Origin of the sequence: Bacillus sp. FSL R5-0443 (genome assembly GCF_038608285.1) — a bacterium.
Taxonomy (GTDB): domain Bacteria; phylum Bacillota; class Bacilli; order Bacillales; family Bacillaceae; genus Bacillus; species Bacillus velezensis.
The window spans coordinates 1,578,992-1,591,366 of record NZ_CP152013.1 but is presented as its reverse complement, the minus strand read 5'-3'; the positions used below and the strand labels follow the sequence as shown (position 1 = coordinate 1,591,366).

General features: G+C 47.6%; 11 protein-coding genes and 1 riboswitch. All 11 genes read right to left on the bottom strand.

Annotation, left to right across the window (positions count from 1 at the left end):
• Positions 1–13 precede the first annotated feature (13 nt).
• Positions 14–292 (bottom strand): YggT family protein, encoded by a 279-nt coding sequence (locus NYE28_RS08050; RefSeq protein WP_332275424.1) that lies wholly within the window; start codon positions 290–292, stop codon positions 14–16.
• A gap of 6 nt (positions 293–298) precedes the next feature.
• Positions 299–757: a cell division protein SepF gene (sepF, locus tag NYE28_RS08045; RefSeq protein ID WP_332275425.1), complete on the bottom strand. Its 459-nt coding sequence runs from the start codon at positions 755–757 to the stop codon at positions 299–301.
• Complete coding sequence (locus NYE28_RS08040; RefSeq protein WP_012117511.1) at positions 754–1,446, bottom strand: YggS family pyridoxal phosphate-dependent enzyme; 693 nt, start codon at positions 1,444–1,446, stop codon at positions 754–756. The genes sepF and NYE28_RS08040 overlap by 4 nt, the downstream gene beginning before the upstream one ends.
• 4 nt (positions 1,447–1,450) lie before the next feature.
• Positions 1,451–2,287 (bottom strand): peptidoglycan editing factor PgeF, encoded by an 837-nt coding sequence (gene pgeF / locus NYE28_RS08035; RefSeq protein WP_014304972.1) that lies wholly within the window; start codon positions 2,285–2,287, stop codon positions 1,451–1,453.
• A 154-nt stretch (positions 2,288–2,441) separates the two neighbouring features.
• Positions 2,442–2,693, bottom strand: a complete 252-nt coding sequence (locus tag NYE28_RS08030; protein WP_003154415.1) for a YlmC/YmxH family sporulation protein — start codon at positions 2,691–2,693, stop codon at positions 2,442–2,444.
• A gap of 60 nt (positions 2,694–2,753) precedes the next feature.
• The gene (locus NYE28_RS08025) at positions 2,754–4,034 is read right to left on the bottom strand and encodes an acetylornithine deacetylase (protein ID WP_342490377.1); all 1,281 of its coding nucleotides are present in this window, start codon (positions 4,032–4,034) and stop codon (positions 2,754–2,756) included.
• Positions 4,035–4,110: 76 nt separating this feature from the next.
• Positions 4,111–4,216, bottom strand: a riboswitch (TPP riboswitch).
• A gap of 4 nt (positions 4,217–4,220) precedes the next feature.
• Positions 4,221–5,018, bottom strand: a complete 798-nt coding sequence (locus NYE28_RS08020; RefSeq protein WP_332275429.1) for an ABC transporter ATP-binding protein — start codon at positions 5,016–5,018, stop codon at positions 4,221–4,223.
• Positions 5,019–5,146: 128 nt separating this feature from the next.
• Positions 5,147–5,929, bottom strand: a complete 783-nt coding sequence (gene sigG / locus NYE28_RS08015; protein ID WP_003154420.1) for an RNA polymerase sporulation sigma factor SigG — start codon at positions 5,927–5,929, stop codon at positions 5,147–5,149.
• Between the two features lie 140 nt (positions 5,930–6,069).
• Complete coding sequence (gene sigE / locus NYE28_RS08010; RefSeq protein WP_007409714.1) at positions 6,070–6,789, bottom strand: RNA polymerase sporulation sigma factor SigE; 720 nt, start codon at positions 6,787–6,789, stop codon at positions 6,070–6,072.
• A 57-nt stretch (positions 6,790–6,846) separates the two neighbouring features.
• Positions 6,847–7,776, bottom strand: a complete 930-nt coding sequence (gene spoIIGA, locus NYE28_RS08005) for a sigma-E processing peptidase SpoIIGA (RefSeq protein ID WP_342490376.1) — start codon at positions 7,774–7,776, stop codon at positions 6,847–6,849.
• 215 nt (positions 7,777–7,991) lie between these two features.
• Positions 7,992–12,287 (bottom strand): S8 family serine peptidase, encoded by a 4,296-nt coding sequence (locus tag NYE28_RS08000; protein WP_342490375.1) that lies wholly within the window; start codon positions 12,285–12,287, stop codon positions 7,992–7,994.
• Positions 12,288–12,375 lie beyond the last annotated feature (88 nt).

The window sequence follows — 12,375 nt, the reverse complement described above, 5'->3', positions numbered from 1 at the left end:
CAAACTGTCGCATTCAAGTATACATTACGATCATGCGGTATAGGCCCCAAAGTCCCGTCGTGGCAAACCGAAGCACGATAATCGCTACAATCGGGGATATATCCAGCATGGCAATGGGCGGAATGATCCTTCTGAACGGCTCTAAATACGGTTCGCAAATCGCTGCGAGAAACCGTCCGACCGCCGTTTCTCTCGTACTCGGCACCCATGACATAAAGATATAGATGATCAGGGCAAAAGAGTAGATGTAAATTAAATAACTCAGAACGGAAAAAATTTGATAAAGAATCATCCTGCTTTACCACCTCTGATGTTCGTCTTCATTTATAAGCTCCGAAATCGTGCCGGAAACGTCGACATTATCAGGCGTGCACAGAAAAATATCTGAACCGATTCTCTGAATGTCGCCGCCGATGGCGTAGACGGTACCGCTTAAAAAGTCGACGATTCTTTTCGCCTGATCATGCTGGATGCGCTGCAGATTGACGACAACCGCCCGCCTGTTCTTTAAATGATCGGCGATTTCCTGCGCTTCCGCATATACACGCGGTTCACTCAACACCACTTTAGAGGATTTCTGAACACTTTGCAAGCTTACTACGTTCTGCTTGCCCTGCGGCTTCTGAGCGTAAGCAGGCTGTTTATCTTTCTGCTGTTCATGCTCTTCTGAATGATCCTGCTCCGTTTCAATGTATTCGTACTCGTACTCCTCCTCATCCATTGAGAAAAAGTTTTTCAGTTTATTTTTCATGCTCATTTGTTTACACCCCCCGGTTCATTTCCGACTAATGAAGAGCCGATTCTGATAAAAGTTGCGCCCTCTTCAACAGCGATTTCATAATCATTTGACATGCCCATTGACAGTTCCCGGCACGGTGCGTTTGTCTGATTCAGTTTTTGCACCTGATCCCTCAGATCACGCAGTTGCCGGAAGCAGGCTCTGATCGTTTCTGTATCGTCTGTCAGGGGAGCCATCGTCATCAGGCCCTCTACAGAAATGTTTCTAAACTCAGAAAGCTCTCTGATAAAGGGGATGACCTCCTCTGTTTTCAAACCGTGCTTAGACGGCTCAAGCGAAGTATTCACCTGCACAAAACAGCGAACCGCATGCTGCGCCCGTTTTTCAATCTCTTTTGCCAATGACAGTCTGTCTAAGGAATGAATATAAGATACACGGTCAACGACGGCCTTCACCTTTCTGGACTGAAGACTGCCGATAAAGTGCCACTCCGGGCTGCCTTTGATGACTTCCTGCTTATGGATAAGCTCGGCATCCCGGTTTTCTCCCAGACTTGTAATACCGGCATCAACGGCCTCTTGAGCCCTTTCGGCTGATACGTATTTTGTAACCGCGATGACGGTAACATCTTCGGGGCTTCGGCCCGATCTGTTACATGCTTCGTTTATTCTTTCGTTTATATGTCGTAATTGATCAGCAACACGCAAGATCTTACGCCTCCTTCATTCCGATAAAGGACATCATGCGTCCCGTTTTCCCTTTGTCGCGGCGGTGTGAAAAGAATAGTTCACGCTCTCGTTCGGTGCATAAACCGCTGACTGAAATGTTTTCTTCCGGAATGCCGCAATGTATCAGAAGAAGACGGTTGACCTCTTTTAAATCAAGCTGATACTGGCCTTTTTCCGTTTCGCATATGGCGGATTCAGCCGTAAAAGGCAGCGCCCGCACTTCATTGATGACGCGGTCGTCGACTGTATAGCTTCCCGCACTGATGGACGGACCGATGACAGCCTGAATATCTGTTAAACGGGAGCCTTCTTCGTTTACCCAGCGTTCCGTCATGATGCGTCCGATTTGTTTGACCGTCCCCTTCCATCCGGCATGGGCAGCGCCGATAATGGATTTCACCGGGTCATAAAAATACAAGGGCACACAGTCCGCAAAACAAAGGGCCAAAAAAAGATTCGCATCTTTCGTGTAGAGCCCGTCCGTCCCGCGGAATGCGGAAGAATAGTCTCTCGCCCCTTTTCCTTTATCCCCGGCTGTCACGCGCCGGACGCGGTTTTCATGTGTCTGGTCGGCGAACACCCAGGAATCCAGATCAGTACCGCATAAGGACGCTATGACTTCACGGTTTGTCACAACATCATGAGCTTCGTCCCGGACGTGCAATCCGGTATTTAATGACTCATACGGAGGATTGCTGACCCCGCCGTTTTTCGTCGTGAATCCGGCGATGACCTTTGTGTTAAGCTGATTCACACAGTTCCAGTCTTCTATCATGAGTGCCGAGGGGGTGGTAAGACTAAACGGGTGATATGTATTCATGGAGATCCAACCTTTCGACAAACATTAAAAAAGCGTAATTTCCCACTCATTTTAACACAATTTTAAGCATACGTTTAGCGGCTGATTGAAAAATGAGATAAATAAATGTGCCGGAAACATTGAGATTTCCGGCTTTTTACAAGTAAAGGGAGGATTACGCTCCCCCCTTTGGTTCGTTTACACGCACTAAGATGACATCTTCCCCAATTTTAACTATATTTCGCCAAGGAATGATCATTTCCTCTTCTTTTCCGAAAAAACCGAGAACTTTTCCGCTGCCGCCTAAAATAATCGCCTGAATTTTTCCCGTTGTCACGTTAATATCAATATCACCGATGCTTCCGAGTTTTTTTCCGTTCGACACGTTTACCACATCTTTTATTTGAAATTCAGATATGCTGATCATCCGTATCACGCCCTTTGCCCGTTCTTTTTCCTATTATATGAACGGCCGGGCTGAACCTTGTCACATCGGGCAATCTTTTTTGCGGCTGCACCAGCCGAGGATAAATCTCAGCATAATTTTCGTATAGTCCATAAGCTCATCAACGGATACTTCCTCGTTTACGGAGTGGGCGTTTTTTAAATCGCCGGGACCGTATATGACGCTCGGAATCCCGGCATGATAAAGCCACCCTCCGTCAGTTACGGTTTGGGAAACATCAATGACGGGCTCCTGTTTTTTGACGGCTGAGTGTGATGCAGCCAAGACAGAAACTGCCGGATGGTCCGGGTCGATTTCCAGCGCCGGGAACACCTCTCCTCTGTCTTCAATCATCGAAGATCCGCCCCATTTGAACACCGGCCTGTTTTCTTTGAGCCACAGATCACTGTCAGCGACACAATTAATATAGTCTTCGATTTCTGCGGCTGCTTGTTCGTGCGTTTCGTTCGGATAAAAGTGGACGGTGATCCATAATCGGCATTCATCGGCGACAAACGCTGCGTGTCTTCCGCCTTCAATGACGGCGGGGTTGATCGTATTAGTGCCGGGCGCAAAGCCGGGATAGCTTTTCGTTACCGCCCAGTGGCGCTCCAGCTCTCCCAAGGCAGTGATGATTTTTGCCATTTTTTCGATGGCGCTCGCTCCGAATGTGCCTCCGCCTGCATGAATCATATTGCGCCTCATGCCGTCATGAAATGTTTGTTTGCTTTTCAATTCTATCCAGCCGGTGATGACTCCGCCCTGCCCTTGAATATGCAGGCTGCTCGTATCCGCGACAACGGCAAAATCCGCGTGATAGCCGCGTTTGCAGCATTCCAGCGTCCCCGCCTCACCGACTTCTTCTCCGATTACAGACTGTACAATGAGGTCGCCCGGAAGCTTAATGCCGGCATCATGGATCAGCTTCAGAGAGAAAAGAACACACGCCAACCCCCCTTTCATATCAGCGGCGCCCCTTCCGATCAGCATGCCGTCTTTTACGTGCGGCTGAAACGGGTCAGAGTGCCAGTCTTCGCCCCCGGCTTCTGCCACATCAATGTGTCCGTTTAAAATCAGGCTTTGATGCCTGCTTGAATCTGTCCCTTTTAAAACACCGACTACATTCGGATCTTCCGGATACACATCCCACATATCGACCGAGCAGCCCGTTTCTTTTAAAAAGCCGGCCACCCACTTTTGGGCTTCTGCCGTATTTCTTGCTGGCGGGGCCGGAGTCGGAAAGGCTATCAATCTTTCAGCAATATGTATGAAGTCGTGCCGCCGTTTCTCCGCCTGGTGTAACAGCATATCAATCTGATGCATTGGAAATCTCCCCTTTGGCTGTATCAAAAAACCCGTTTCATTCATGAAATGAAACGGGTAAAAAACGGATTTTCCTCCGCTTTTTTCACCGCTTCCCTCCGCCGGCATGATCCGGATCAGGTCCTTTAAGGGTTGAGACAAACGTCTCTCTCAGCCGCATGGCAGCACCCCCAGGGTGAATTTATGTTATTTTACGGATGATGCCTCTTTTGCACGTGTTAAAAACGGGCGGCCATTGTTCCATAAGACATTGACAGGCATATCGAAAAACGCTGTAAGCCGCTCGTCAGAAAGCATGTCCCTGATTTTCCCGGAGGCGAACACCTCGCCCTGTTTTAAAAGCAGCGCCTGATCAAATACCGGCAGAATTTCTTCAGCGTGATGGGTGACATAAAGGATGGACGGCGCATTTTCTTTTTCGGCGATCGACGTAATCGTGTCCAGCAGCTGCTCCCTTGCCATAAAATCAAGACCCGTCACGGGTTCGTCCAAAATCAGCAGTTCCGGATCAGCCATAAGCGCCCGCGCAATCAGCGCTCTTTGTCTTTCCCCTTGTGATAATGTTTCATACCGTCTGTCGGCGTAACCGATGGCGCCCAAATCCTTCAGAAGACCGATCGCTTTTTCCCTTACCTGCTCACTCGGAGTTTCGTACAGCCCGATTGAGGCGTACGCGCCGCTGAGGGCGATTTCAAAAGCGGAGTCCGCGGCATATAATTTGTGCTGAAGACCTGCCGAAACAAGGCCGATTTTCCTTCTGAGCCTGTCACCGAGCTCTGTTTTGCCGAATTGATGGCCGAGCACCTGCATCTCTCCTGAAGTGGGGAAGTAATAAGAGCATAACATATTCAGCAAAGCTGTTTTTCCGGCTCCGTTTAATCCGTACAGCACCCAATTTTCGTTTTTCTCGACGCGCCAGTTAATATCTTTCAAAATCCATTTCCCGCTTCTTTTTAAAGACACACTGTCCAGCTGTAAAATCATTGCAGTTTCCCCCGTTTACTTTGTTTAAATTTTCTAAAAACTTTTACACATTAGAATACATCACTTTTTTGCAAACGTAAACCATCGCATGAAAAAAGCCTTTAAACAAGGTTTAAAGGCTTTTTCCGTTATTGATGGATATTCTTATTCATTTGTTTAATGGCTGCCTTTTCAAGCCTTGAGACCTGAGCTTGGGATATGCCGATTTCTTCAGCGACTTCCATTTGGGTCTTCCCTTGGAAAAAGCGCTTTCGCAAAATCATTTTTTCCCGTTCGTTCAGTCTTCTCATGCCTTCTTTCAGAGCCAGCTCCTCAATCCATTGTGTATCCTTATTGCGCTCATCGCTGATCTGGTCCATCACGTAAATCGGATCGCCGCCGTCATTATAAATCGGCTCAAACAGTGAAACCGGATCCTGGATGGCGTCAAGGGCAAACACAATTTCTTCATGGGGCACTTCAAGAACTTTGGCGATTTCCTCTGCTGTCGGCTCCCTGCTTGTCTCACTGATTAACCGCTCTCTTACTTGAAGCGCTTTATATGCGATATCGCGAAGCGACCTCGAGACGCGGATCGGATTGTTATCCCGCAAATATCTGCGGATTTCTCCGATGATCATCGGTACAGCGTATGTTGAAAACTTAACATTATGGCTTAGGTCAAAATTATCAATGGATTTCATTAGTCCGATGCAGCCGACCTGAAATAAGTCATCAACATACTCTCCTCTGTTGTTAAACCTCTGAATGACGCTTAAGACAAGGCGCAGATTGCCGTTTACAAGCTTTTCCCTCGCTGAATCATCGCCCTCATCCTGTAATTGCCTAAACAGCTTTCTCATCTCTTCATTCTTGAGCACCGGTAATTTGGAGGTATCCACCCCGCAAATTTCGACTTTATTTCTTGACACGTTTTTCCCTCCCACTAGGAGCTGCTGTACAACGTTAAGTATCTCCTCGGGTGGGAAAAATATGCACCGCCATTTTACAGAAATAAACATCCGGCTGCGGCAATCCTTGCAGCAGTAGGGGCTGTCAGATGGAAAAAATTTTACACCATTTTGTTAAACTCTTTTCTCAGTCTTTTGATAATCCGCTTTTCGAGCCGGGAGATATAAGATTGTGAAATCCCCATCATGTCGGCTACATCTTTTTGAGTTTTTTCTTCTTCTCCGACAAGCCCGAAACGCAGTTCCATAATCTGCTTTTCTCTTTCGTTTAATTGCTCAAGCGCTTTTTTCAAAAGTTTTTTATCCACATTGGCTTCAATGTCTTTTGTAATAATATCATCATCTGTGCCGAGCACATCCGAAAGCAGCAGTTCGTTTCCGTCCCAATCAATGTTCAGCGGTTCATCAAAGGACACCTCTGAACGGATTTTATTGTTTCGGCGCAAGTACATTAAAATTTCGTTTTCGATACATCGCGACGCGTAGGTGGCGAGTTTGATTTTCTTTTCCGGATTAAAAGTGTTTACCGCTTTGATCAAACCGATGGTGCCGATGCTGATTAAGTCCTCGATGTTAATGCCGGTATTTTCGAATTTGCGGGCAATGTAAACGACAAGACGTAAGTTTCTCTCAATCAGGATGGCCCGCGCCGCCTGATCCCCGCTCGGCAGCTTTAATAAGAGCACCTGCTCCTCTTCTTTAGACAAAGGCGGCGGCAGCGCCTCGCTTCCTCCTATGTAATACACTTCATCGCTTTTCAGTCCGAGTTTCATCAGCCATTTATACCACAAATATGTCAGACGCAGCTTAAGTTTTTTCATCTTCCTCCCCCTTCTAAATACAACGCGTTTTGAGTATGATGAATAACAGACTTTTCGTCAGGAAACATGTTTTACAGCCTTCCCTGTCAGCATCTTCGGATGAACGATTCCGTCAAATTCACCGTCCGCGGATAATGGTTTCGTGCTGATGCCGATCAGGCATTTTTCACAAGCGATCATTTCGTCTTTTGTTAAAATCGTGACGTAATCCGGCTTTAAACAGAGTAAAAATTGATTGTCCTGGCCGACGCCCCTGTATGGAATCAGCCTCAGCTTATCCGCATGGCGGAACGAATCATCAAGCTGCTCTATCACTTCAAGCGGACTGGCGGATTTGATGAGGTCCGTTTCCTTTTCGCTGAGAATCGCAGCGAATTTGTCAATGCAGAGGATCATGACCGGCGTTTTCGTCAGCGGATCATACAGCTGATTCCCGGAATCCACCAATCCTTTCGCGCGGATTGTCTGTCCGCTGAATTCCGCCTGCACCATGACAAGTTCATCGTACTGAATGGACTTCGTCTCGATGTCTTCAATTCTCTTTTTCGAGAAAAACCATATGGCCGGAAATCCGATAACTACAAACATCCAGCTGATCGGGTCGCCGAATCCGGTCTGGCTTGTGACCATTACGCCTTGCTGCACAATTGATTCTGTCTGCAGCAGGGAATGTACGCCGATCATTCCCCCGCCGACGAGAAAAGTCGCGAAATAAAAGGCGAACAAATTTTGAAAAAAGTATCGGAACCGTTTAAAGCCAAAAGCCGCAAGCACGATGACTACTGAAAACGCCATTTTTCCCGCCGGATGCTCCACAAAGGGAGAAACAGGCGTAAACATCAGAAGCACAATGGCTGACCCGATGAAACCGCCGGCGGCCACTCTTCTTTTTTTCACCTGGCGTTTTAAAATAAAGGCGGTCAATAAAAGCAAAAGAGAATCAAAACAAAAGTTCAACAGCCAAATGACATCCAGATAGATTTTCACATCTGACCCCTTTCCTCTTTTGTCTTACTTATCTGTTTCTCTCTCTTGTTTCATAAGTATAAAGCAAGCTCTGTGGGAAAGTCTGTCAATTAATGTTGAGGGTAAAGTACAATTTTTAAGGGATAACCGTTTTATTTGTCGAGGGCCGAAAGGGTTGCTTTCCTATTGTCCGCTTCAACTAAAAAAGCGCTGCCGTGATCTGGCAGCGCTCTGTTTTACTCATTGATATAAAGTTTTCCTTTAGCCGTCTGTCTCGTTTCATTTCCGTAGTCATCTCTAGCGATAACGTCAATTTTTGCTCCGCTTGCTTTGATGGAAGAAGCCGCCGTCCAGTAACCCTCATATCGTCCCGGAGAAATTTCTCTCAGCGGAAGCTCTGTTGCGTTTTGGCTCCCTGCCCGGGCGTTTGTCAGAGGCAGACGGATAACGAAGGAAGCGTCTAATTTCTTTCCGCTTGAAAAAGCGATTTTCACTGATTCTCCGGCTTTTAATTCCTTATCCGCTCCGGGAACCAATCCGGAAATGACGGGAGCATTGTAATTGACATCGATCACCGTCTTTTTCGTTGTTTTGTTACCCGCTTCATCTGAGGCCGTGACCTTGATCTCATTGCTGCCGTTTTCCAGAAGGGTTCTCGCTTGATAAGAACCGTTATTTACTTCAGCTTTTTTTCCGTTCACCTTTACCCATTTTAAATGGGCGTCGTGCACTTTTCCTTTTACGGTCACTGCTTCTTTATTTGTTTTATCACCGTTTGCCGGACTGTCAATCGTCACATCCGGCTTATCCTCATCCAGTATGACCGTGACAGGGCGTGACTCATCGGTTGACCCGCTGTCTGTCACAGATGCCGCCGTCAGCCGATTGGCATCTTCAGTGAGTGTGACACCGGCCTGGAAATTGCCGTCTGCATCTGCTTTCGTTTCTGCGGCGGTTTTACCGTTATTGCTAAGACGGACAGCGGTTTTTGGTGAAGCCGTTCCTTTCACCGTGATTGACTTCTTGTTTGTAAATGACCGGTCTTCAGGCGACGTTATGTCAGGCACAGAAGCTTCGTAGTCGACCAAAGCCCTGATCATAAAGTTTCCGTCTGATTTATCGGTTTTAGACCAGCGGCCGTCGAGGTATTGCCAGTTTCTGTTCGAGTACGGACTGCCGTCATCAGATGACAGGGCAGGTGTATAAGGATCGGGTTTCGTCTGGCGGAACACAAGATAAAAATCCTTTCCGACCGCGATTCCTTTTGAGCTGAGATCCACTTTGGTCCATTCGCCGTTTCGAAGCGCTTCAGCTTGGAACGGGCCGGCAATTTTGCTGCCCGGAGCTCCATCAGGGCCGGATGCATCATATACTTCTGCCTGAAATTCAGTACCGCCCGGATCAGGCCAGTCGGCGCCCCAAAATTTAAAAAGGCCTCCCGTCAGCATACCGTGTTCTTTTCCGTCTTTAAGCGTCATCTTAACGGCAGATTTGCTGCCGGCTTTAAAATATGACAGCGCGGCTTCTTCCGTCCCGTTATCATAGGCAATTTCCCCTTCATAACCGATATACGGCTTAAGCTTGACGTTTTTTTCAGCATCCCCTTTGATGTCAACGGAAAATTCGCTATTGTAAAAGCCTTTTGCCGCTACTTTGATTGTGTAGGAGCCTTCGTACGCCTTAAGCGAATATTCCCCTTTATCGTTTGTCACCGCCGGTTCAATTGCGGCATCCTCAGCCACATAAAGCGCAGCCCCTTTTACCGGTTCGCCTGTTGACTGATTGATGATGGTTCCTTTTAGCGTGCCGGACGGCATTTGCTCCAGTGTAAAGTCTGCCTGTGCGGTTTTGTCTGATTGAATAGAAACTTGTTTCGAAGCGGACTTAAATCCGTAAGCCTCGGCTTTCAGCGTATAGCTTCCCGCCTTATGCGACAGGCTGTAGCTTCCGCTTGCAGGGTCGGAATATACGGATTTCCCCGTCTCGGCGACACTGATTTGCGCTCTGAGCGGCAGGAGGTTTGTTTCACGTTTCACTCTTTTTCCGGGTGATTTCACTGCCGGTTTGGCCTGTTTCGGACTGACGGCTTTTTTCTTCAGGTGGCCGGGAGGTGTTTGTCTATTGTGTTTACTTTTTTTAGCCGCCTTGCCGAGAGGGCTGCTTGAAAGCCGGACATCATCGATATACCATCCGTCTTCATTGAGTACTTCGTCAGACTGCATATTAAACATGAGCTTTATGTTTTGGCCTTTATACGCAGATAAATCTGCCTCTTCATCATTCCATCCTGCGGAGTCACCATTGTAAACGGCCGCCTGCTCCCAATTTGATTTTCCTTCCGGAAGAACGAACACATACCCGTAATCAAAAAATTCTTCGAGCTTGTGCCAGCTTTTAAATTGCAAAAACAGCCGTCCTGTTTCCGGAACTTGAATCGGAGGCATCACCAAATTCATGTTAGCTGAATCGGCATAAGGGCCGGACAGATTCGTCGCATACACTTTATCTCCGGAAAATGCGGTGCCGGGCCCTGAACCCGGGATACCCCATTCCCATTGGTCATGTGTCCCGTAACTGGACCAGCCAGCCGGCTGTGATTCAAAATCCTCTTTGTATCCCGCCGTAATGCTCGGTTTCACCTCAGCCCGGTACGTATCAGATTCTACAGAATGACCTCCGAAATCTTTTATGGTCCATTTATAACTTACCTTGCTTCCCGTTACATCCGGAATTTCCGCCTGGTATGTTCCCTTTTTTTCATCACCGCTTTTTTGAACGGCGGCTGTCGTTTTCCACTCTCCTTCATCAAACTGATAGGAAAGGATGACTTCAGTTACGCTTACATCGTCTTCTGCTGTAACCGTCAACGGAAGGTTTGCCCCTTTGTAAGCCGCTGAGACCGGTTCATGGTGAAAGCTGGGCGGATTGTGATCTTCGCCCGCAGAAGAGACCTTTCCTTCTACGCTCCCGATTCCGTCCGTTACGGCAGAAACGGCATCAAAAGCGTTAACGAGACCGTGGCCGTAACCGTTATTCGGTGATTCCGGAAAAACGGAATCTGTCAGCTTTTCGGCGGTGCGCGTCAAAACGTCTTCCATTTCATCGACCGTAATAGAGGCGTTCGCCTGCCTTAACAAAGCCGCCGTCGCCGCCACATGCGGCCCGGCCATTGAAGTTCCGTCCCAGCCGCCTTCGTATGTTCCTCCAGGAATCGAAGAACGGATATTCACTCCCGGAGCCGAAATGTCCGGTTTTGTTTCATGATACGGTGAGGGGCCTTGAAGTGAGAAATCAGCGAGTTTCTTGTCGATGTCAGTCGCACCTGTCGCAAATGCTTCAGGATAATTGGCCGGGTTTGCGATTGAACCCGGTCCTCCCGGTGTAAATAAGTCTTCATTTCCCGCAGAGAATTCCGGAAAAATCCCTGCCGCTCTCCACGCATTCACCATATCGCGGTACCACTCGTCCATTCCCGAACCGCCTGCCCAGGAATTATTGACAACATCCGGCGCCATCTCGGGATGGGGCGTGCCGTTTTTATCTTTAGGCGCGAGCACCCATTCACCGGCATCCAAAATATCGGCATCAGTTCCTCCGTCATCTGAAAATGCTTTTACTGCGATCCATTTCGCCCCCGGAGCCACACCGATTTGATTTGAGCCGTCAGGTTCTGAACCCGTCATGGTCCCTGTTACATGAGTGCCGTGTTCAAGATCATCGTAGGGAGCGTCTTTATGGGACACGGCATCATACCAGTTCATTTCATGATTCGGCGCTGCGGGATTTTCAGGATCGTAACCCCGGTATTTTTCTTTAAGCGCCGGATGATCCCACTGAACTCCCGTATCAATGGAAGCGACAACCGTGCCGGTTCCGTCGTATCCTGAGGCCCAGGCCTGCGGCGCATCAATTTGGCTGATATTCCATTCGATGCCTTCCTTTGCTTTGATCTCTTTTTGTTTTTTCTTCATTTGAAAAGGAGCTTTTGGTTGTCGTTGAGTAAGCTGACGTTTTTCATTCGGAAGAACTTTTTCTACTTCAGGAAATGAGGCGGCTTTTTCCATTACCTCTTTCGAAGCAGTGACTGCCATTCCGTTGACAATATAATAGGAATGGATGTGATCAGCCTTGCCTTTCTTTTTTTGTTTTTCCAAATATGTTTTCAGATTCTGCTGCGCATCATGAGCCGCCAGTTTTAAAGAAGAAACGACGGCTGACCGCTTTTGATATTCAGTTTTTGCTGCGGAAAGCGATTGAGACTTGGCGTTTTTTTCTGCTTCTTTGACCGCTTTTTTCGTATTGGCTTTCTCTTTAAATTTGATAAGAAACGTGACTTTATCATTTTTTTCAAAACGCTTCTTGACTGAATCGGAAATCTTATGCTGAATGCTCTTAGAGGAAGAAAGATCTTTGGTGAAAGAAACTGCCCCCGGTGTGCTGTTCGCTCCGGCTGCACCCGGAAACAACAGGGAACTGACGACAATCGCGCTTAAAACGGAGCCTGTCCATCTGTTTCTTGTTTTTTTCTTCAATCGTATCCCCCCTTATTTGGTAACGCCCTATAAAATGTGTATCCCTCCTTCATAATTGGAATCGTTTGTTATTTCGATGCTGTACGTT

What these genes read in the sequence shown, in the direction of transcription:
- NYE28_RS08020 (WP_332275429.1), bottom strand. Translation starts at nt 5,018, where the DNA reads ATGATTTTACAGCTGGACAGTGTGTCTTTAAAAAGAAGCGGGAAATGG.
- NYE28_RS08030 (WP_003154415.1), bottom strand. Translation starts at nt 2,693, where the DNA reads ATGATCAGCATATCTGAATTTCAAATAAAAGATGTGGTAAACGTGTCG.
- sepF (WP_332275425.1), bottom strand. Translation starts at nt 757, where the DNA reads ATGAGCATGAAAAATAAACTGAAAAACTTTTTCTCAATGGATGAGGAG.
- NYE28_RS08025 (WP_342490377.1), bottom strand. Translation starts at nt 4,034, where the DNA reads ATGCATCAGATTGATATGCTGTTACACCAGGCGGAGAAACGGCGGCAC.
- pgeF (WP_014304972.1), bottom strand. Translation starts at nt 2,287, where the DNA reads ATGAATACATATCACCCGTTTAGTCTTACCACCCCCTCGGCACTCATG.
- NYE28_RS08050 (WP_332275424.1), bottom strand. Translation starts at nt 292, where the DNA reads ATGATTCTTTATCAAATTTTTTCCGTTCTGAGTTATTTAATTTACATC.
- sigE (WP_007409714.1), bottom strand. Translation starts at nt 6,789, where the DNA reads ATGAAAAAACTTAAGCTGCGTCTGACATATTTGTGGTATAAATGGCTG.